Consider the following 19,761-nt stretch of genomic DNA (forward strand, 5'->3'; position numbering starts at 1 on the left):
CGTTCTCCGGCCATGGCTGGTGTTGGATGGACCGGTGACGTCACGCATGGACCGTGCCCGCGTCGAGGCCGCGGTGCGCGAACTCCTGCTCGGCATCGGCGAGGATCCCGACCGCCCCGAACTCGAACGCACACCCGCTCGGGTCGCCGACTCGTACGCCGAGTTCTTCGCCGGCATCGGCACGGACGCCGTGGCCATCGCCCGCGACGGCACGGTGCACGCCGAGGACGGTGAACGCGGCCGACTCGTCATCGTCCGCGACGTGAAGTTCCGGTCCGTCTGCGAGCACCACCTGCTGCCGTTCCTCGGGGTCGCGCACCTGGCCTACGCGCCGGGTGACCGTCTGATCGGGCTCGGAACGCTCTCGCGGGTGCTCGACGCCGTGGCCTCGCGTCCGCAGCTGCAGGAACGGCTGGGCGAGCAGGTCGCTGCCACGATCGCCGAGGGGCTCGGTGCCGAGGGGGTCCTCGTGGTCCTCGACGCGCAGCACCAGTGCGTGACGACCCGTGGGGAGCGCCAGACCGGCTCGACGACCGTCACGGTCGCGGCGAACGGCTCGCTGGCCGACGCCGCGGGCCGGGCGGAGGCGATCGCGCTCATCGGTGCGGGGCGTGTACCCGACCCCGAGGCGGACGCGTGACGACTGAGGGGGCCGCCACGGGCCTCCAGGCAGGATCGACCGCACCCGGCTGGGTCGTGCCGGACCTGCGGCAGCCGGTGCGCTCGATCGGACGCAGAACGTTCGACTTCGACCACCGCATCGCCGTGATGGCGATCGTGAACCGCACGCCCGACTCGTTCCACGACCGCGGCGCCACCTTCGAGCTCGACCGCGCCGTCGCCGCCGCCGTCCGGGCTGCCGAACAGGGCGCCGACTGGGTCGACATCGGCGGCGTGAAGTTCGCTCCGGGGCCGGAACTGCCCGCTGCGGACGAGGTCGACCGCGTCGTGCCCGTCGTCGAGCAGCTCGCCCAGGAGTCCGACGTCACCATCAGCGTCGACACGTTCCGCCCCTCGGTCGCCGCAGCGGCGATCGCAGCTGGCGCGAGCGTGGTCAACGACACCACCGGCCTGTCCGATCCCCGGATGGCGGCCGTCGTCGCGGACTCCGAGGCGACGATCGTCATCACGCACTCGCTCGCCGAACCCCGACGGCCCCTCGCAGCGCCGCCGCAGTACGACGACGTCACCGCGTCCGTCGTCGGGTTCCTGCGGGAGCGCGTCGACCGGGCGCTCGCCGCGGGGATCCCGGAGTCGCGGATCGTCGTCGACCCGGGCCACGACCTCAACAAGAACACCGTGCACACGCTCGAGGTCACCCGGCGCCTGCCCGAGGTCGTGGCGCTCGGCTACCCGGTGCTCGCGGCGGTGTCGAACAAGGACTTCGTGGGGGAGTCGCTCGGACGCCCGCGCGGCGAACGCCTGGCGGGGTCGCTCGCCGTCGCGACCGTGAGCGCGATGCTCGGGGCGCGGATCGTCCGGATGCACGACGTCGCCGAGAGCGTCGACGCGATGCGCATGGTCGAGGCGACACTCGGCTGGCGAGCCCCGGTGGAAGCACGGCACAACACGTGAACCTCCTGCCCCCGTCGATCGCTGAGCTGTCCGACGACGACCTGATCGACCTGTACACCGCGGGTGCGTCGGCCCCGTGGCTGCGGGTGAACTTCGTGGCGACGCTCGACGGGTCCGCCTCGGCCGCCGGGGTCTCGGGGTCGCTCGGCGGCCCGGACGACCTGCGCGTGTTCGACCTGCTCCGCCGGGTCGCCGACGTGGTGCTCGTCGCAGCCGGCACCGTGCGGGACGAGGGCTACGGGCCGATGGTCCTGCACGACGCCGACGTGGCCTGGCGCCGGGCGCACGGCCTGCCCGACCACCCGGTGTTCGCGATCGTGTCGCGGTCACTGTCGCTGGACGCCGGATCCCGGGTGTTCACCGAGGCCCCGGTCCGGCCCGTCGTCCTGACCTCCGCGGCGGCGTCGGACGTCGGGGTCGCGCTGTCGTCCGTCGCCGACGTCGTGCCCTGCAGCACCGACACCGACCCCGACTCGGTCGACGTGTCGCTCGTCCGCGACGCACTGGTGGCGCGGGGGCTCGGCACGATCCACTGCGAGGGTGGCCCGTCGTTCCTCGGGTCGCTCATCGCCGCGGACGCCGTCGACGAGCTGACCCTGACGATCGACCCGTCGCTCGAGGGCGGCGCCGGGCCCCGGATCGCCCGCGGCAGTTCCCCGGAGCTGCGACGGATGCGGCCCGCGCACGTGCTCCGCGGTGCGGGTGACGTGCTGCTGACCCGGTACGTCCGGGCGGAGCCGTCCGCCCGAGTCTCGGTGCCGGTCGACCGCGTCGGCTAGGGTCGGGCGCGTGATCGACATCGTGGCGTCCGGGGTCCTCTTCGACATGGACGGGACGCTCGTCGACTCGACCGCGGTGGTCGAGGCCACCTGGACCCGGTTCGGTCACGACCGCGGCATCGACCCGGCCGAGATCCTCTCCTTCTCGCACGGCCGTCAGGCGATCAGCACGATCGAGCACTTCCTGCCCGAACTGGACCGCGACGAACAGCTCCGCATCGCCGCCGCACTGGTCGCCGAGGAGAGCGCGAGCAGCGAGGGCATCTTCGAGATCCCCGGTGCCGCCGCCTTCGTGGACCGGCTCCTCGGCGCAGGCGTGCCGGTGGCGCTCGTGACGAGTGCACCGCGCGACCTGGCCGCCGGCCGGATGGCGGCAGCGGGCCTGACCATGCCGACGGCGTTCGTGCCGTCCGAGGACGTCGAGCACGGCAAGCCCCACCCCGACGGGTACCTGCGCGGTGCCGCACTGCTCGGTGTCGCGGCAACCGACTGCGTGGCGTTCGAGGACGCCCCCGCCGGCCTCGAGTCGGCCATCGCCTCCGGAGCGACCACGGTCGTCGTCGGCCCGCACGAATCGGACGTCACGGCCGGGCTTCACCGGGTGTCGGGGTACGAGGGCATCACCGTCGAGCCCGAAGGGTCCGCTTTCCGCATCCGCGGCTGAGGACCCGCTGCGTCCTGCGGGCACGCCCAGCGCTCCCCGACGACCCTCGGGTGTGCGGCCGGAACACCCGGGCCGTACGTGCGGCCGGAACCACCGGGCCGCGGAAGGAGCGACCATGGCAACCCTGGACGGCAAGAAGGTCCTCGTCATCGCGACGAACTACGGCGTGGAGCAGGACGAGATCGTCGTGCCCGTCGACCAGCTCCGCGAGCGCGGCGCGACGGTGACCGTGGCGGCGCAGGACTCCGGTTCGATCGCGACCCTCGTCGGCGACAAGGACCCCGGCAAGTCCCTCGACCCCGACACCACCATCGCCGGTGTCAACGTGACCGGGTACGACGCGCTCGTGGTCCCCGGTGGCACCATCAACGCCGACACCCTGCGACAGGACAACTCGGCGGTCTCCCTGGTGACGGCCTTCGTCGAGGCGAACAAGCCCGTCGCGGCGATCTGCCACGGCCCGTGGACCCTCATCGAGGCCGGTGTGCTGCGCGGACGGACGATCACCTCGTTCCCGTCGCTGCAGACCGACGTCCGGAACGCCGGCGCCGAGTGGGTCGACCAGGATGTCCAGGTCGACGGCGGCATCATCACCTCGCGGAACCCCGACGACCTGCCGGCCTTCGTCGACGCGATCGAGAGCGCGCTGACAGCGTGAGCACGGTGCGCTTCCGCTGACGGCGCTGCCGCTGACGGCACCGCCGTCAGCCCGGCGCGACGGGGCGGGTCGTCCGGAGCACCGCGGGTCCGAGGGTGAGCACGCCGTCGGACTCGGGGTCGCACCGCACCCCGCCCCGTCCACGCATCGCCCGGAACGCACCCGGCGCCACCTCGTGGTCCATCCAGGCGCACGGGTTCGCCGGCCGGTACCCGCGGAACAGCACGGCACCGCTGCCGGGGCTCTGCAGCGAGAACGGCTCCCCCCGGAGCGCCTCGACGTCGGCGCCCCGCAGGAACACGTTCCGCCGGGTCGCCACGGGATCGACCGGCACGCCGAGTGATCGTCCGACCTCCTCGAGGCCCTCGAGCCCGATGACCGTCACCGAGGCGTGCACGTGCGCCCGCGCCGCGAAGTAGCGGTCGCCGACGATGCCGAGTCCCGCGCGCAGTTCGATGCGGTCGCGCAGCTCGTCCGGGTCGTCCGACCGGACCGGCAGGGCACCGTCGGCCGGCCTGCCCTCGTAGCGGTGGCGGCGCGACACGAGCAGCAGCGCGACCTCGACGTCGGTCCGGAACGGCAGGTCGACGGAGTCGGCGACCTCGGCGAGCCCGGCGAGTTCGTCGGAGCCGACCCGGTGGTCAGACCCGGCCACGTCGTCTCCGGAGGTCACCCGCCCAACGCTAGCCGGGCCTCCCGGTCGACGCCGTGCCGTCGTCGGTACTGCGCCGAGGTTCCACAACACGCCGTCGGTGTGGCGCCGAGGTTCCACGGGCGGGCACATCGAGCGCCGACATGCCGAGATTTCGGAACCTCGGGCCGCCCGCCACCCGCACCACACGACGTGCCGCGGTGTCCGATTTCCGCCAGTCGCGGTCGGTGGTGCGTGTCAGGCTGGGCGCGTGACCATCCCCGGAACCGACCAGCTGCACGCCGAGCGCTACCGCGTCGTCGCCTCGCGCGACGCACGCTTCGACGGCCAGTTCGTCACCGCCGTGCACTCCACCGGCATCTACTGCCGACCGAGCTGCCCGGCACGCACGCCCCGCGAGACCGGCGTCACCTTCTACCGCACGAGCGCAGCAGCGCACGTGGCCGGCTTCCGTGCCTGCAAGCGCTGCCTGCCCGAAGCGACCCCCGGCAGCCCCGAGTGGGACCTGCGCGAGGACGTCGCCGGCCGCGCCATGCGCCTCGTCCTCGACGGCGTCGTCGAGCGCGACGGCGTCCCGGGCCTCGCCGCACGGGTCGGCTACTCCGAACGCCAGCTCAACCGCATCATGACGGCCGAGCTCGGCGCCGGACCGAAGGCGCTCAGCCGCGCACACCGCGCCCAGACGGCACGCACGCTGCTGACGTCGTCGGACCTGCCCATCGCGGACGTCGCCTTCGCCGCCGGGTTCGCGAGCGTCCGCCAGTTCAACGAGACCGTCCGCGAGGTCTTCGCCGTCACCCCGTCCGCGCTGCGCGCCCGTCGGACGCTCCTGCCGGCGTCCGACGGCGCACTGCACGTGCACCTGCCCGCGCGGCCGCCGTTCGACGCGCAGGGGCTCCTCGACTGGCACGCACTGCACGCCCTGCCGGGCCTGGAGCAGGTGGACACCGACGAATCCGGTCGGGTCGCCTCGTACGGGCGGCTGCTCGACCTGCCGGGAGGCCCGGGCTGGTTCAGCGCGTCGGCCGCGGTCGCGGGGACGGCCGGTTCCACGGCCGCCGGTCGCGGCACCGGGATCGACCTGCGGGTGCGCGTCACCGACCTGTCCGACCTGCCGACGCTCGTCGCCCGCGTCCGGTCGTACTTCGACCTCGATGCCGACCCGGTCGCCGTCGACGCGGTACTCGGCTCCGTGCCCGAGCTCGCTGCGGCCGTGCAGCGGGTCCCCGGCCTGCGGCTGCCCGGTGCCGTCGACGCGCACGAGATCGTGTTCCGCACCCTCATCGGGCAGCAGGTCTCCGTCGCCGCGGCCCGGACGGCCCAGACGCGGCTCGTGGCGGCGCTCGGTACCGCCGTGCCGTCGGCGATCCTGCCCGACGGCCTGCTGTTCCCGTCCGCCGAGGTCATCGCTGCCCGCGGCCACGAGGTGCTGCGCGGTCCGGCCGCCCGCGTCGACACGATCCTGCGGGTCGCCGCGGCGCTCGCCGACGGGTCGCTCGTGGTCGACGGCGGACAGTCCCTCGACGAGCTGCGCGAGCGGCTGCTGGCGGTGAAGGGCATCGGGCCGTGGACCGCCGACTACGTGGCGCTCCGGGTCCGGCACCACCCCGACGTGTTCCTCCACAGCGACCTCGCGGTGCGCAACGGTGCACAGGAACTCGGACTGCCCGGTACGGCGCGCGAGCTCTCCCTATGGTCGGAGCAGGTGGCGCCCTGGCGGAGCTACCTGACGATGCACTGCTGGCGACCGATCATCGACCGCGCGATCGCGACGGCCGCCGGTGCGCGGGTGCACGGCACCGGCCGTGCGCGGCACGCAGACAACGACCCTCGGAAGGACGAACGATGACCGACGCAACCATCCAGACCCTGGACACCCCGGACGGGGCCTTCACCGTGCTCGAGGACGCCGAGGGCCGTGTCCTCGCCTCGGGCTGGACCGACTCCGTCGACCGGATCCTCGGGCGGCTCGCCGACCGGTACCGGCCCAGTCGCATCGTCGACGGCACGGTCGCCGCCGCTGATGCCGTGGACGCCTTCTACTCGGGCGAGGTCGAGCACGCCATGCAGGTGCCCGTGCGGCAGTTCGGCACCGACCTGTTCACCGAGGGGTGGCGGCAGCTCCGCCGCATCCCCGCCGGCGGCACCCTGACCTACACCGAGTTCGCGGGGGCGATGGGCCGCCCGGACGCCGTGCGGGCCGCCGCCAGCGTGTGCGCACGGAACGCTCCCGCACTGTTCGTACCGTGCCACCGGGTGCTGCGGTCGGACGGCACGCTCGGGGGCTTCGCATGGGGGCTCGACGTCAAGCGATCGTTGCTCGAACGGGAGTCGGTCGGCACGACGGCGCTCGTCTGAGTTGTACAAAATGCTCTAGAATGTACAGGTGAGCGAAGTGTCGATCTCTGAAGCACGTGGCCGACTGGCGTCGATCATCGACGACGCCCGGCACGAACCCGTCTACCTGACCCGGCGCAACAAGCGCGTCGCGGCGGTGGTGGACGCGGATGTCCTGGACCGCCTGCTCGAGGCGGCCGAGGACCTCGACGACCTGGTCGCGTACGACGCTGCCATCGCGGAGAACAAGCGCATCGGCGGCGACAACGTGCAGTGGGACGATCTCAAGCGCGAACTCGGACTCGGATGACCTGGTCGGTCGAGGTCATCCCGTCCGCGCAACGTGTCATCCGCAAGCTCCCGCCCGACGGTCGTCGGCGGATCGAGGGACTCCTCGCGATCCTCGCCGACCACCCGCGGCCCCCGGCAGCTCGGAAGCTCGTGAACCGACCCGGTTGGCGGGTGCGATCAGGTGACTACCGTCTGATCTACGAGATCGACGACGGCCGACTCATCGTGATCGTCGTCGATGCCGGCCACCGCCGAGCGATCTACCGCGACCGCGGAGCCGGAGCCGGAGCCGGAGCCGGACCCGGACCCGGATCGGTCGTCTCCCCCTGGTTGCGGGTGGTGACGTGGGAGCGCTCCGATGCCATGCTTCGAGGACCGACCCGCCCGGTCCCTCCCGAGGACCCGACGCAGCGCCGTCGAACCAACCTCGGAAGGCCCCCAATGGACCAGCACGTCGACCGCACGGTCGTCTCCGCCGACGGCACGGTGATCGCCGTGTCCGACGCGGGGACCGGTCCGGCGCTCGTCGTGGTCGGTGGCGCCTTCGACCACCACGGCACCCCCACCGTCGAGCACCTGACCGGCGGCCTGCAGGACCGCTACCGGGTCATCACGTACGACCGGCGGGGCCGCGGTGCGAGCGGCGACACCACCCCGTGGACGATCGAGCGCGAGGTCGAGGACCTCGCGGCCGTCGTCGCGAGTGTGGACGGACCCGTCGTCGCGCTTGGCCTCTGCGTCGGCGCGGGGGTGGTCCTCCGGGGCCTCGCCGCCGGTGTCCCGCTCGGGGCCGCCGTGCTGTGGGAGCCGCCGTACCGGGCGACGGTCGACCCGCACGCCGACGACGTCGTCTTCGCCGACCTGCTCGACGAACACGTCGCCGCCGGCCGTCGCGCCCAAGCGGTCCGGGCGTTCCTCGCGCACGTCCTGGGGGTGCCGATGGGGCAGATCTCGGCGCTGCGGCTGAAGGGTGCGCTCTGGCGGTCGCTCGTCGTCGACGCCCACGTGCTCAGCCGCGACGTGCGGGTGCTCAACGGCCTGGCGATCCCGGAGCGGGTGGCAGCAGCGGTCGGTGTCCCGGTGCTCGTCGCCGCGGGCAGCGACGGCCACGAGTGGATGCGGCAGGCGGCCCGAGCGGTCGTCGAGGCCGTGCCGGGCTCGGGCTACGTCGAGGTCCCCGGGCAGGGTCACGTGCCCGACCCGGCCGCGATCGGCGCCGTGCTCGACGGGTTCCTGGTCCGGGTCGTCTCACCGAGCAGCTGACTGCGAGAGGATGGCGTGGTGAACGCACCTCGTCTCGGCCTCCTGCTCGACGTCGACGGGCCCATCGCCAGCCCCGTCTCCCGCACCATCGCGATCCCGAGCATCATCGAGGACCTCATCGCCCTCGCCGCCGAGGGCATCCCCGTCGTCTTCAACACCGGCCGGAGCGACGCCTTCATCCGGAGCGAGGTGGTCGGTCCGCTGCTCGCCGGTGGTCTCGCCGAGGGTGGCCGCGTGCACGCCGTCTGCGAGAAGGGCGCCGTCTGGTGCTCGATCGGCCCGCAGTACGAGGGCGGGATGAGCGAGCTCACCGTCGCCGACGACCTGGCGCTCCCGCGCGACTACGCCGACGAGATGCGCGAGCTCGTCCGCACCGAGTACGCCGACCTGGTGTTCTTCGACGAGACGAAGCGCGCCATGGTGTCGATCGAGCAGCGGGTGGAGGTGCCGAACGCCACGTACCTGGCTCGGCAGCCCGAGTTCGACGCGAAGGCGATGGCGGCCCTCGAGCGTCGCGGCCTGGGTGTGCGCCGTCTCGACGACGTCCGACCCGACGCCGACGGTGCCGTGCAGTGGCGGATCGACCCGACGATCATCTCGACCGACGTCGAGTCCGACCGCAGCGGCAAGGACATGGGCGCCGAGCGGTCGCTCGAACTCCTGGCGCAGGACGGCGAGCTGCCGACGGCCTGGCGCACGATGGGCGACTCGCGCAGCGACTACGCGATGGCGGACTGGCTGCACGCGAACGGCCACGAGGTCGCGCACGTCGACGTCCGTCCCTCGGACGGCGTGCCGGCGACGCCGTACCCGGTGCTCACCGCACCCGACGGGGTGATCCACGACGAGGCCGGAGCGCGGTTCCTGGCGGACTGGCGCCGATCCGCCTGAGCCGAGCCGGGCCTCCCGGTCGACCCGCCCTGCCCACGGAACCTGGTTCCGGACACTGCACCGCGCCGTTCCCTGGTTCCGCGTCCGGAACCTGGTTCCCATGCGCCCAGCGGCTCCGCTGTTTGCGTGTCGGGGTGGTACACCAGTAATGTCACGGGGTCCGCCGCCCAGTCGATGACGGGATCCACCCCATGGCAACGAAGCTCCGCATCAAGTCGATCGAGGCCTCACTGGCCGACTCCGAGGAGCAGGGCCGGTCCCTGAAACGCTCCCTGAAGACGTTCGACATCGCCGCGATGGGCATCGCGGTCGCCGTCGGCGCCGGCATCTTCTCGGTCGGCGCGAACGCCGCCGCGAACTTCGCCGGGCCCGGCGTCATCATCTCGTTCCTGCTCGCCGCCGTCACGTGTGGCCTGGCGATCATGTGCTACGCCGAGTTCGCCTCGACGATCCCCGTCGCCGGCTCCGCGTACACGTTCACGTACGCCACGATGGGCGAGCTGCTCGCCTGGATCGTCGGCTGGGACCTCATCCTCGAGACCCTCACCGCCAGCGCCGTCATCGCGAAGTACTGGGGCATCTACCTCAGCACCGCGTTCGACGTGTTCGGTGTGACCCTGCCGAGCACGATCCAGCTCGGCCCGATCCCGTTCACCTGGGGCCCGGTCCTGATCGTCGGCATCTTCACGGTGCTGCTCGCCTTCGGCACCCGCCTGTCGTCGCGGGTCTCGGCGGTCATCACGATCATCAAGGTCGCCATCGTGGTGTTCGTCATCGTCGCCGGCGCGTTCTTCGTCAAGGCCGCGAACTTCACCCCGTTCATCCCGCCGTCGGAGCCCGCCAAGGGCGCCGAGGGCAGCGTCTGGACCCAGTCGCTCGTGTCCTGGTTCACCGGTTCCGAGCCCGCGCAGTACGGCGTCTTCGGGCTGCTCGCCGCGGCGTCGCTCGTGTTCTTCGCGTTCATCGGCTTCGACGTCGTCGCGACCAGCGCGGAGGAGACCGAGAACCCGCAGAAGACGCTGCCCCGCGGCATCTTCATCGGCCTGGGCATCGTGACGCTGCTCTACGTCGGCGTCAGCATCGTCATCACCGGCATGGTCTCCTACCAGCGCCTGGCGCAGGAGGACGCACCGTCCCTGGCCTCGGCCTTCGACATCGTCGGGCTGCCGTGGGCTGCCGGCATCATCGCCATCGGCTCCCTGATCGGTCTGACGACCGTCGTCATGGTGCTGCTGCTCGGTCTGTCCCGCATCGTCTTCGCGATGAGCCGCGACGGTCTGCTGCCGCGCTGGTTCTCGAAGACGAACCCGAAGACGCAGACGCCGGTGCGCGTGCAGGTCGTCGCGGGGGTCGTCGTCGCGCTGCTCGCCGGGTTCACCGCGGTCGACAAGCTCGAGGGCATGATCAACATCGGCACGCTGTCGGCCTTCGTGCTGGTGTCGATCGGCATCATCGTGCTCCGCAAGTCGCGTCCGGACGCCCCGCGCTCGTTCCGGGTGCCGTGGTCGCCGGTGATCCCGATCCTGTCGGCCGTGCTGTGCTTCTGGCTGATGCTGAACCTCGAGGTCGAGACCTGGCTGCGGTTCGTCGTCTGGCTCGTCATCGGCTTCGCCATCTACTTCGGGTACAGCCGCCGCAACAGCCGGGTGGGCAAGGGGCAGCAGTAGCGGGCTCCGGCCTCCTACGCGCCGACGACCAGCAGGACGCCGAAGCCCAGCATCACGACGGCGACCAGGCCGTCGAACACCCGCCACGTCAGGGGCTTCGCGAACAGCGGCCGGAGCAGTCGCCCGCCGAACCCGAGCGCGCCGAACCACAGGCAGCTCGCCGCGACGGCGCCGACGGTCCACAGCCAGCGGTCGTCCGGGCCCTGCTGGTTCGCGACGGACCCGAGGAACACCAGCGTGTCCAGGTACACGTGCGGGTTCGCCCACGTGAAGACGAGCATGGTCACCACCGCCGTGCGCATGGTGACCGCCTGGCCGGGAGGCACGGTGCGCGTCCGCCCCGCCACCACCGTCGCGGTGCGGTCGGGTCCACTGCCCGCGGCCGATTCCGGCACGCCGTCGTCCGACGCCTCGTCGGCGACGCGAGTCGCGATGGTCACGTCGTCCGCCGCCTCGTCGGCCACGCGTATGGCGTCGCTCGACGGCCGCAGTGCCCGTCGCGCGGCGAGCACGCCGTAGGTCACGAGGAACGCGGCCCCGACGAACCGCACGACGACGAGCGCCACCGGGAACCGCTCGACCACGGCCCCGACGCCGAGCACCCCGGCGACGATGAGCACGGCGTCCGACACCGCGCACACGACGACCGCCGCCGTCACCACCCGCAGGCCCGAGCTGACCGCCAACCGGAGCAGGTAGGTGTTCTGCACACCGATCGCGACGATCAGGGCGAGTCCGGTGCCGAGGCCGGCGAGCAGGGGGATGAGTGCGGTCACGTCCACGACGCTAGGGGCACCCTCGTCTGTAGACCAGCTCACTTTCCTACAGCGCCGTAAGCTGCACTGCATGGTCCGGTTCCAGCGCGAGCACCTCGAGACCCTGTTGGCCGCCGTCGACCACGGCACCCTCGACGCGGCTGCCCGGGCCCTGGCGATCACCCCGTCGGCGGTCTCACAGCGCATCAAGTCGATGGAGCAGCAGGTCGGCCGTGTCCTGCTGCAACGGACGACCCCGGTCACCCCGACGGCCGACGGTGCGGTCGTGCTCCGGCATGCACGCCAGGTGCGGCTCCTCGACGACGAGACCGCCCGCGCACTCGGCGAGACCGATGCCGACGGATCGGGGACCGCGGTGCCGTCGATCCCGCTCGCCGTCAACGCCGACTCCCTCGGCACGTGGTTCCTCGACGCGCTCGCACTCGTCCGTGTCGACACCGAGGTGGTCTTCGACCTGCACCGCGAGGACCAGGACCGCACCGCCGAGCTGCTGCGCGCCGGCACGGTGATGGGTGCCGTGACGGCCGAGGCGGATCCCGTGCAGGGCTGCTCGTCGGTACCGCTCGGCATCGACCGGTACCGGGCGGTGGCGTCGCCGGCGTTCGTCGACCGCTACCTGGCCGACGCCGACACCGAGCGGCGGATGCTGAGCCGCCTCGACCTGGTGCCCCTCGTCGACTACGACCGTGACGACGACCTGCAGCAGGGCTACCTCCGCCGGGTGCTCGGCCACGCGCCCTCCGGTCCACGCCACTTCGTCCCGACCTCGGCCGACTTCGCACGGGCGGTCTCGCTCGGCTTCGGGTGGGGGATGCTGCCCGAAGCGCAGTGCCTCGATGCCCTGGCGCGGGGCGAGCTGCTCGAGCTCACCCCGACGCGCCGAGCCGACGTCGCCCTGTGGTGGCAGCGGTGGAACCTGGCGTCACCCTTGCTCGAGCGGATCACGGACGCGGTGCGGTCGACCGCCGCCGAGCGCCTGCACCCCGTCACCCGGTGAGCAGGCACGTGCCGGTGCTCGTCGCTGCGCCCGCGGCTCAGGTCTGGCAGCGCGGGCACCAGTAGGTGTCCCGCAGGGTGAGTTCCGAGTCACCGAGGTCCCCTCGCCGGATCCGGGTGCCGCACCGCAGGCACGGCTTGCCCGCGCGTCCGTAGACCCAGAACCGACGCCCCGGGCGATCGATCCCCGTCGTCACCCGGTGGCTGCGGTCCCGGTTCGCCAGGATGAGCCGGCTCGCCAGGGAGATCGTCCGGCCGGCGTCGTGCACCTCGGCCACCGGGCGGGTCGGCAGGACCCCGCGCAGGAAGCAGAGCTCGTTGCGGTAGACGTTGCCGAGGCCGGCGAGCACCCGCTGGTCGAGGAGCGCCAGTCCGACCGGGCGTGCAGGATCCCGCGTCAGGTTCTCGAGCGCCAGGTCGGCGTCCCAGTCGGGCCCGAGCAGGTCCGGGCCGAGGTGCCCGACGACCTCGGACTCCTGGTCGCGGGGGACCACCTCGAGCACCCCGAGCGTGAACCCGACGGTCGAGACGTCCTCGGTGTCGAGGATCGCGCGTGCCTGGTGCGCCGGGCGTCGCCAGCGCTCGCCGGGGGCGTAGACGTCCCACCGCCCCTCCATCTTCAGATGCGAGTGCACGGTCAGGTCCCCGATCCGGTGCAGCAGGTGCTTGCCACGGGGCACGACCTCGTCGACGGTGCGGCCGACCAGGTCGACGGTCGCGAACGCGGGCACCCGGAAGTCGCTCCGGGTCAGGACCTTGCCCGCGAGCGCCGTGTGCAGCCGGTGGGCTGCCCGGTAGACGGTGTCGCCCTCAGGCACGGAGCCGGAGTCCCTGCGGGGTGGCGGTGAACCCGGCGTCGCCCAGCGCGGTGCCGAGCGGGGTGCCGAGCACGAACTCGCCGTCGACGCGCTCGACCGCGAGCTTCCGCAGTCCGGTGCGCACGATGCCCGCGATCGACGCCGCTGCGACGGCCAGGTCGGCGGGGTCGTCGGTGAAGGTCAGCACCGACTTGCCGCCGCGCTCGACGTACACCGCGAGCCGGCCGTCGACGGTGGTGACGAGTGCTCCGGCCTTGCGCCCGGGCCGGTGGCCGCGTGCGCCGGTGGTGGCCGGTGCCGGGGCCTTCTGCGCAGCCGCAGCGACAGCAGCGACGTCGGCGCCCGTGACGTCCGTGTCGGCCGCCGCGCGGTCGTCGGACGGCCAGGGCAGCGATGCGCCGTACGGGTTCGCGGGGTCGGTCGCAGCCAGGGTCAGTGCCTCGCGCTTCCGGTCCGGGTCGACGCGCTCGTCGTCGTCGAGGTCACGGGCGTAGGTCCGCAGCCGGTCGATGGTCGGACCCGTGGCGAACTGTGCGGCCCCGAGGCCCTCGATGAAGTAGCCGCGGCGCGCCCGCCCGGACTCCTCGAACCGCGAGAGCACCCGGTACACGCCCGCGAACCCACCTCGGACCCCCTCGACCTGGACGGCCCCGCGGGTGACGACCCCGTAGCGCTCGAGCAGCTGCTCGGCGGTCGCGGCGGCCCGCACGGTCGAGTCGGACTCGGCCAGGGGGAGCAGGGACCAGCGGCCACCGACGGACGGCGGGCCGGACTGCGTCGGCATCGTCGGACGGCGGCGCCCGCGGTACGCACGAGCCCGCGGGGCGCTGCTGCTCTTCGCCTTGCCGCCGAGCATCGAGCGGAGCGGAGCGAACGTGTCGTTCGTGATCTGTCCGGCCCAGACGAGGTCCCACAGCGCCGTCGTCAGGGCCGGGTCGTCGGTGCTGCCGACGGCCTGCCCGAGCTGGCGGAAGAAGTACGCGCCGCCGCCGGCCAGGGCACCGAGCACGTCGCGCTGCAGCTCGGTGGTCTCGTCGCCGGAGGGCTCGGCGAGCGTCGTCGACGCCGTCTCGGCGAGGTGCAGGCGCACCCACCCGTCGTTGCCGGGCAGGGTCCCGCCGCCGGACCACAGGACCTCGCCGGTGGCGGTGAGCTCGTCGAGCATGTTCGTGGAGTAGTCGGTCACCCGCGCGGGCAGCACCAGGGTCTCCCAGGCGCTGGCGGGCAGGGCGACGCCGGCGAGCTGGTCGATCACCTGCAGGACCCCGTCGACCCCGCGCAGGCCGCCGCGGGTGCCGGGGGTCTGCACGTGCTGCCAGGCGGGCAGGAAGCGCGCGAGCGTGTCCGGCGACACCGGCTCGACCTCGTGGCGGAGCGCGGCGAGGGACTTCGTGCGGATCCGGCGCAGGACCTCGGCGTCGCACCACTCGGCGCCCTGCCGATCCGGGCGGAACTCGCCTTCGACCACACGCCGGTCGGCGACCAGACGGCGCAGGGTGTCCTGCACGACGGCGACCCCGAGGCCGAGGCGACCCGCGGCCTCCTGCGCCGAGAACGGCCCGTGCGACCGGGCGTAGCGGCCGACCAGGTCACCGAGCGGGTCGGCGACGGGTTCGACGAACGCGGTCGGCACGCCGATCGGCAGCGGGACCCCGAGGGCGTCGCGCAGGCGCGAGGCGTCCTCGATGACGGCCCAGCGGGTGGACCCGGCGTGTGAGAACGACAGGACACGGCGGTCGCGCTCGAGTGCGGTGAGCACGGTCTGCACCTCGGTCGCAGCGGCGGAGCGGTCGTCCGACGCCGCCAACCAGCTCCGGTCGACGGCTTCGTCGAGGTCGAGCGCGCCGACGAGCCGCAGCACGTCGACCAGCCCCTCGGCGTCGCGCGCCCGGCGGTCCGGCGACAGCCGCTGCAGGTCCTGTTCGACCGAGGCGATGACCGCCGGGTCGAGCAGCTCCCGCAGTTCGGCGCGGCCGAGCAGTTCGCCGAGCAGCGTCGAGTCGAGCGACAGTGCCGCGGCCCGGCGCTCGGCGAGCGGGGAGTCGCCCTCGTACATGAACGCGGCGACGTACCCGAACAGGATCGAACGGGCGAACGGGGACGGCGTCTCGGTCTCGGTCTCGACCAGGCGGATGCGGCGGCCGGCGATCTCGTCGGCGATGCCGAGCAGGGCGGGCACGTCGTAGACGTCCTGCAGCACTTCGCGCACGGTCTCGAGCACGATCGGGAACGACGGGTACTTCCGGGCCACCTCGAGCAGCTGCGAGGCCCGCTGCCGCTGCTGCCACAGGGGCGATCGCTGCCCGGGGTTCCGACGGGGCAGCAGCAGGGCGCGCGCCGCACACTCGCGGAACCGCGCGGCGAACAGCGCCGAGCCACCGACCTCGTCCGTGACGAGCGCCTCGAGGTCGTCGCGCTCGAACACGAACAGGTCGGCGCCCGGCGGTTCGGCGTCGGTCTCGGGGATGCGCACCACGATGCCGTCGTCGGCGGCCATCGCGTCGCCGTCGATGCCGTGGCGTTCACGCAGCCGCGCCGCGACCGCCAGGGCCCACGGCGCGTGCACCTGCATGCCGTACGGCGAGTGCAGGATGAGCCGCCAGTCGCCGAGTTCGTCGCGGAAGCGCTCGACCACGAGCGTCGTGTCGTTCGGCACGTGGCCGGTGGCCGCCCGCTGGTCGCGCAGGAAGGTCAGCAGGTTCGTGACGGCACGCTCGTCGAGGCCGCCGGCGGCGACCCGGGCGCGGGCGTCGTCGTCCGAGGCGCCCTCGACCTCGCGCACGAACGCCCCCGTCGCGCGACCGAGTTCGGCGGGGCGGCCGATGCCGTCGCCCTTCCAGAACGGCACCCGACCGGGCTGTCCGAACGCCGGGCTCACGATGACCCGGTCGTGGGTGATCTCCTCGATCCGCCAGCTCGTGGCTCCGAGGGCGAAGACGTCGCCGACGCGGGACTCGTAGACCATCTCCTCGTCGAGCTCGCCGACCCGGGAGGCCTTCTCGCCGACCATGAACACGCCGAACATGCCGCGGTCCGGGATCGTGCCGCCGCTCGTCACCGCGAGCCGCTGGGCCCCCGGGCGTCCGGTCAGGGTGCCGTGCACGCGGTCCCACACGAGGCGCGGGCGGAGCTCGGCGAACTCGTCGCTCGGGTACCGCCCGGTCACCAGGTCGAGCGTGGCGTCGAACGCCGAACGGGGCAGGCCGCTGAACGGAGCGCTCCGCCGGACCAGGTCGAACCAGTGCTCGACGTCGACGGTGTCGATCGCTCCCGCGGCGACGGTGTGCTGCGCCAGCACGTCGAGGGGGTTCGCCGGCACCGAGATCGACTCGATCTGCCCCGAGACCATCCGTTCGACCGTGACCGCACTGTTGACGAGGTCGGCGCGGTGCTTCGGGAACAGCACCCCGCGCGAGATCTCGCCCACCTGGTGCCCGGCACGCCCGACGCGCTGCAGACCGCTCGCGACCGAGGGCGGCGCCTCGACCTGGACGACGAGGTCGACCTCGCCCATGTCGATGCCGAGCTCGAGCGAACTCGTCGCGACGACGCACCGCAGCCGACCGGACTTCAGGTCGTCCTCGATGATGGCGCGCTGGTCCTTCGACACCGAGCCGTGGTGGGCGCGGGCGAGCACGGGCACTGCAGTGTCGGAGCCGCCGCCACCGGTCTGCCCGGACGCGCCGATCATCTGCGCCGGCGGCCGCTTCGTGCCCTGGGGTGCGACCGCGTGCGCCGAGGTCCGGGCGGGCGACTGCGGGCGACCCCGCGCCACCGGCAGTCCGTCGTCGGCCGGCGAGACACCCGCCGGCACCAGCGCATCGCCCTCCGCGGCCGAAGCCGGAGCCGCCGCGGCGAGGACGCGCTCTTCGTGGATCTCGTTCAGCCGCGCGGTGAGTCGCTCGGCCAGTCGCCGCGAGTTCGCGAACACGATCGTCGACCGGTGCTCCTCGATGAGGTCGACCACACGCTCTTCGACGTGCGGCCAGATCGAGCCGTTCGCGGGAGCGTCGGACGCGTCCGCACCGACCGGCGGAGCACCGAGCTCGGCCATGTCGTCGACCGGCACGACCACGCGCAGGTCGAAGGTCTTCTGCGCCGGCGGGGCGATGATCGTCACCGGTGCACGCCCGCCGAGGAACCGGGCGACCTCTTCCGGCGGCCGGACCGTCGCGGACAGCCCGATGCGCTGCACCGGCTTGTCGAGCAGGTCGTCGAGCCGCTCGAGCGAGACGGCCAGGTGCGCCCCGCGCTTGGTCGACGCGACGGCGTGCACCTCGTCGACGATGACGGTGTCGACGTTCACCAGGGTCTCGCGCGCCTGCGAGGTGAGCATGAGGTACAGGGACTCGGGCGTGGTGATGAGGATGTCCGGCGGCTGGCGGAGCAGCTTCTGCCGGTCCGACGACGGGGTGTCGCCACTGCGCACCCCGACGGTGACCTCGGGTGGTTCGGTGCCGAGCCGCCTGGCCGTCTGCGTGATGCCGACGAGCGGGCTGCGCAGGTTCCGCTCGACGTCGACGCCGAGGGCCTTGAGCGGCGAGACGTACAGGACCCGCGTGCGCTGCTTGGCCGGGGGCCGGTCGGTCGCGCTGATGAGCCGGTCGATCGACCACAGGAACGATGCCAGGGTCTTGCCGGAGCCGGTCGGCGCGATGACGAGAGCGTGCTGCCCCGTCGAGATTGCGTCCCACGCGCCCGCCTGTGCCGGGGTGGGGGCGTCGAACGCACCTCGGAACCACTCCGCGGTCGCGGGGGAGAAGCGCTCGAAGACGTCCGTCATGGTCCGCCCATCCTGCCCGCCACCACCGACAGCAGGCCGAGCGGGGAGTACCCCTTGACAAGACGATAGTTAGCGATCTATCGTAAACACATCGCGATACGACGAAGACAAAACCAGTCAGACCGATCGCGAGCCGACTCAGCAACAAGGAAGGACGCACCATGCGCCCCATGCACAACGACAACGACAGCAACCACCACCCGCGCGGCCCCCGTTTCGGCGGCGCGCGGCAGCACCACGGCGCCGGCTTCCCCGGCCGCGACCGCGGTGACCACGAGCACGGCGGCCGAGGCGGCCGCGGCTTCGGCCCGGGCTTCGGGCCGGGCATGGGCTTCGGCCCCGGCTTCGGTGGCTTCGGCGGACCCGGCTTCGGGCGCGAACGCCGCCGCCGCGGTGACGTCCGCCTCGCGATCCTCGGCCTGCTGGCCGAGGGGCCGCAGAACGGCTACGCCGTGATCAAGACCATCGCCGAGCGCACCGGCGGCGCCTGGAAGCCGAGCCCCGGCTCGGTCTACCCGACGCTCCAGCAGCTCGTCGACGAAGACCTCGTGGTCTCGTCGGGCGACGGCCGCAAGACCCTCTTCGAGCTCACCGACGCCGGCAAGGCCGAGGCCGAGGCGAAGGCCGACGAGATCGCAGCGGCACTCGACGCGGCCCCCGGGATCCCGGACGCGCAGCGCGAGTTCTTCGAAGCGCTCCGGAAGACCATGGGCGTCCTGCAGATGTACCGGACGACCGCGACGGAGGACCAGGCCAAGGCCGCCACCGCCAAGGTCGACCAGCTCCGCAAGGACCTCCTGCAGATCCTCGCCGACTGACGGCGGAACCCACGAACGGGAGGCACGGTGCCAGCCCGCACCGTGCCTCCCGTCCGTCGTCGCCGGGGCCGACCCCCGCGCATCGTGAGCAGAAAAGGTCGAGTCCGCACGCCTGGACTCGACCTTTTCTGCTCACCAAGCGCGCCCCGCGCCTACGCCCCGATGAACGCGGCGACGTCCGACAGCTCCGCTGCCGACACCGCGTGCGGCAGGCCCTCGTACGCCCGGTCCGTCACGGTGGTGTTCGCCGCCGCCCACGCCTGCGTCCGCGCGGTGGCCTCCGCCGGGATCACCGGGTCGAGGTCGCCGTGCCCGAGGAACACCCGCGGCCGGACGGCGGCGACGGCCTCGTCACGAGAGTCCGTCACCCCCGGTACGACGAACCCGGACAGCGACACCGCGAACGCGAACGCCGCGGGCCGTGCGCGCAGCAGCTGCAGCGCCATCGACCCGCCCTGCGAGAACCCGAGCAGCCCGATCCGCGGGTGGTCGGCGGCGACGGAGTCGACCCACGCGAGCACCTCGGCGACTGCGGTGTCGACGGGCTCGAGTGCGGGGGAGCCCGGCGTCCCGAGCGGGTACCAGCTGAACCCCTGGCCCCACGGCATCGGTGCCCGCAGTGACGCCATCGTCCAGGCCGCCGGCAGCGCGGGGGCGAGTCCGAGCAGGTCGCGTTCGTTCGACCCCACCCCGTGCATGGTCACGAGCAGCGGTGTCCCTGCGCGTTCTTCCGCGGGACGGGTCCACTGCACCAGGTCTGCATCGATCATGTGGACAACGCTAACCATCCCCA

The 19,761-nt window shown here is 72.8% G+C and carries 18 protein-coding genes; 13 read left to right on the forward strand and 5 right to left on the reverse strand.

Translation table 11 applies throughout. The features are described from left to right. The first annotated feature begins 46 nt into the window (after nucleotides 1-46). From folE to EDF47_RS05565, 5 genes are all read left to right on the forward strand, one after another. Nucleotides 47-640 carry a GTP cyclohydrolase I gene (gene folE, locus EDF47_RS05545; RefSeq protein ID WP_123293064.1) on the forward strand — a complete coding sequence of 198 codons (594 nt, stop codon included), beginning with the start codon at nucleotides 47-49 and terminating at the stop codon, nucleotides 638-640. Next, entirely contained in the window at nucleotides 637-1,575 is a 939-nt protein-coding gene (folP, locus tag EDF47_RS05550; protein WP_133937388.1) for a dihydropteroate synthase, read from the forward strand. The genes folE and folP overlap by 4 nt, the downstream gene beginning before the upstream one ends. After that, nucleotides 1,572-2,354, forward strand: coding sequence for a pyrimidine reductase family protein (locus tag EDF47_RS05555; protein ID WP_133937386.1), 783 nt, complete (start codon nucleotides 1,572-1,574; stop codon nucleotides 2,352-2,354). The genes folP and EDF47_RS05555 overlap by 4 nt, the downstream gene beginning before the upstream one ends. 10 nt (nucleotides 2,355-2,364) lie before the next feature. Then, nucleotides 2,365-3,018, forward strand: a complete 654-nt coding sequence (locus EDF47_RS05560) for an HAD-IA family hydrolase (protein ID WP_133937384.1) — start codon at nucleotides 2,365-2,367, stop codon at nucleotides 3,016-3,018. A gap of 115 nt (nucleotides 3,019-3,133) precedes the next feature. Beyond that, the gene (locus EDF47_RS05565; protein ID WP_133937382.1) at nucleotides 3,134-3,676 is read left to right on the forward strand and encodes a type 1 glutamine amidotransferase domain-containing protein; all 543 of its coding nucleotides are present in this window, start codon (nucleotides 3,134-3,136) and stop codon (nucleotides 3,674-3,676) included. 46 nt (nucleotides 3,677-3,722) lie between these two features. Here EDF47_RS05565 and EDF47_RS05570 read toward each other — a convergent pair whose 3' ends face one another. Further along, entirely contained in the window at nucleotides 3,723-4,259 is a 537-nt protein-coding gene (locus tag EDF47_RS05570; RefSeq protein WP_131846116.1) for a molybdenum cofactor biosysynthesis protein, read from the reverse strand. Nucleotides 4,260-4,578: 319 nt separating this feature from the next. Here EDF47_RS05570 and EDF47_RS05575 point away from each other — a divergent pair, with 319 nt between their 5' ends. From EDF47_RS05575 to EDF47_RS05600, 6 genes are all read left to right on the forward strand, one after another. After that, nucleotides 4,579-6,177, forward strand: coding sequence for an AlkA N-terminal domain-containing protein (locus EDF47_RS05575; protein ID WP_243834014.1), 1,599 nt, complete (start codon nucleotides 4,579-4,581; stop codon nucleotides 6,175-6,177). Continuing rightward, nucleotides 6,174-6,686 (forward strand): MGMT family protein, encoded by a 513-nt coding sequence (locus EDF47_RS05580; protein WP_111083519.1) that lies wholly within the window; start codon nucleotides 6,174-6,176, stop codon nucleotides 6,684-6,686. Before EDF47_RS05575 ends, EDF47_RS05580 begins: the two co-directional genes overlap by 4 nt. Nucleotides 6,687-6,714: 28 nt before the next feature. After that, the gene (locus tag EDF47_RS05585; RefSeq protein WP_133937381.1) at nucleotides 6,715-6,975 is read left to right on the forward strand and encodes a type II toxin-antitoxin system Phd/YefM family antitoxin; all 261 of its coding nucleotides are present in this window, start codon (nucleotides 6,715-6,717) and stop codon (nucleotides 6,973-6,975) included. Next, nucleotides 6,972-8,219, forward strand: a complete 1,248-nt coding sequence (locus EDF47_RS05590) for an alpha/beta fold hydrolase (protein WP_133937379.1) — start codon at nucleotides 6,972-6,974, stop codon at nucleotides 8,217-8,219. The genes EDF47_RS05585 and EDF47_RS05590 overlap by 4 nt, the downstream gene beginning before the upstream one ends. 18 nt (nucleotides 8,220-8,237) lie before the next feature. Then, nucleotides 8,238-9,110 carry a hypothetical protein gene (locus EDF47_RS05595; RefSeq protein ID WP_208320957.1) on the forward strand — a complete coding sequence of 291 codons (873 nt, stop codon included), beginning with the start codon at nucleotides 8,238-8,240 and terminating at the stop codon, nucleotides 9,108-9,110. A gap of 191 nt (nucleotides 9,111-9,301) precedes the next feature. Continuing rightward, a complete protein-coding gene (locus tag EDF47_RS05600; protein WP_123293079.1) occupies nucleotides 9,302-10,777 on the forward strand; it encodes an amino acid permease in 1,476 nt (491 codons plus the stop codon). Nucleotides 10,778-10,791: 14 nt separating this feature from the next. Here EDF47_RS05600 and EDF47_RS05605 read toward each other — a convergent pair whose 3' ends face one another. Next, nucleotides 10,792-11,553: a LysE family transporter gene (locus tag EDF47_RS05605; protein WP_208320956.1), complete on the reverse strand. Its 762-nt coding sequence runs from the start codon at nucleotides 11,551-11,553 to the stop codon at nucleotides 10,792-10,794. Between the two features lie 70 nt (nucleotides 11,554-11,623). On the opposite strand from EDF47_RS05605, the gene EDF47_RS05610 reads away from it, so the two are divergent. After that, nucleotides 11,624-12,550 carry a LysR family transcriptional regulator ArgP gene (locus EDF47_RS05610; RefSeq protein WP_133937373.1) on the forward strand — a complete coding sequence of 309 codons (927 nt, stop codon included), beginning with the start codon at nucleotides 11,624-11,626 and terminating at the stop codon, nucleotides 12,548-12,550. 37 nt (nucleotides 12,551-12,587) lie between these two features. On the opposite strand, the gene EDF47_RS05615 is transcribed toward EDF47_RS05610, so the two are convergent. After that, nucleotides 12,588-13,367 carry a DNA-formamidopyrimidine glycosylase family protein gene (locus tag EDF47_RS05615; protein ID WP_123936990.1) on the reverse strand — a complete coding sequence of 260 codons (780 nt, stop codon included), beginning with the start codon at nucleotides 13,365-13,367 and terminating at the stop codon, nucleotides 12,588-12,590. Next, nucleotides 13,360-18,150 carry a DEAD/DEAH box helicase gene (locus tag EDF47_RS05620; protein WP_133937371.1) on the reverse strand — a complete coding sequence of 1,597 codons (4,791 nt, stop codon included), beginning with the start codon at nucleotides 18,148-18,150 and terminating at the stop codon, nucleotides 13,360-13,362. Before EDF47_RS05620 ends, EDF47_RS05615 begins: the two co-directional genes overlap by 8 nt. A 170-nt stretch (nucleotides 18,151-18,320) precedes the next feature. Here EDF47_RS05620 and EDF47_RS05625 point away from each other — a divergent pair, with 170 nt between their 5' ends. After that, entirely contained in the window at nucleotides 18,321-18,968 is a 648-nt protein-coding gene (locus EDF47_RS05625; RefSeq protein WP_235035855.1) for a PadR family transcriptional regulator, read from the forward strand. 152 nt (nucleotides 18,969-19,120) lie between these two features. Here EDF47_RS05625 and EDF47_RS05630 read toward each other — a convergent pair whose 3' ends face one another. After that, complete coding sequence (locus EDF47_RS05630; RefSeq protein ID WP_166673190.1) at nucleotides 19,121-19,738, reverse strand: alpha/beta hydrolase-fold protein; 618 nt, start codon at nucleotides 19,736-19,738, stop codon at nucleotides 19,121-19,123. Nucleotides 19,739-19,761 lie beyond the last annotated feature (23 nt).

Source organism: Curtobacterium sp. PhB190 (assembly GCF_004365385.1).
GTDB lineage: Bacteria > Actinomycetota > Actinomycetes > Actinomycetales > Microbacteriaceae > Curtobacterium.

Bases quoted from the DNA above. Each gene is read 5' to 3' on its own strand.
- folE (WP_123293064.1), top strand. From the start codon at position 47: ATGGACCGTGCCCGCGTCGAGGCCGCGGTGCGCGAACTCCTGCTCGGC.
- EDF47_RS05565 (WP_133937382.1), top strand. From the start codon at position 3,134: ATGGCAACCCTGGACGGCAAGAAGGTCCTCGTCATCGCGACGAACTAC.
- EDF47_RS05580 (WP_111083519.1), top strand. From the start codon at position 6,174: ATGACCGACGCAACCATCCAGACCCTGGACACCCCGGACGGGGCCTTC.
- EDF47_RS05590 (WP_133937379.1), top strand. From the start codon at position 6,972: ATGACCTGGTCGGTCGAGGTCATCCCGTCCGCGCAACGTGTCATCCGC.
- EDF47_RS05600 (WP_123293079.1), top strand. From the start codon at position 9,302: ATGGCAACGAAGCTCCGCATCAAGTCGATCGAGGCCTCACTGGCCGAC.
- EDF47_RS05610 (WP_133937373.1), top strand. From the start codon at position 11,624: ATGGTCCGGTTCCAGCGCGAGCACCTCGAGACCCTGTTGGCCGCCGTC.
- EDF47_RS05620 (WP_133937371.1), bottom strand. From the start codon at position 18,150: ATGACGGACGTCTTCGAGCGCTTCTCCCCCGCGACCGCGGAGTGGTTC.
- EDF47_RS05625 (WP_235035855.1), top strand. From the start codon at position 18,321: ATGCACAACGACAACGACAGCAACCACCACCCGCGCGGCCCCCGTTTC.
- EDF47_RS05630 (WP_166673190.1), bottom strand. From the start codon at position 19,738: ATGATCGATGCAGACCTGGTGCAGTGGACCCGTCCCGCGGAAGAACGC.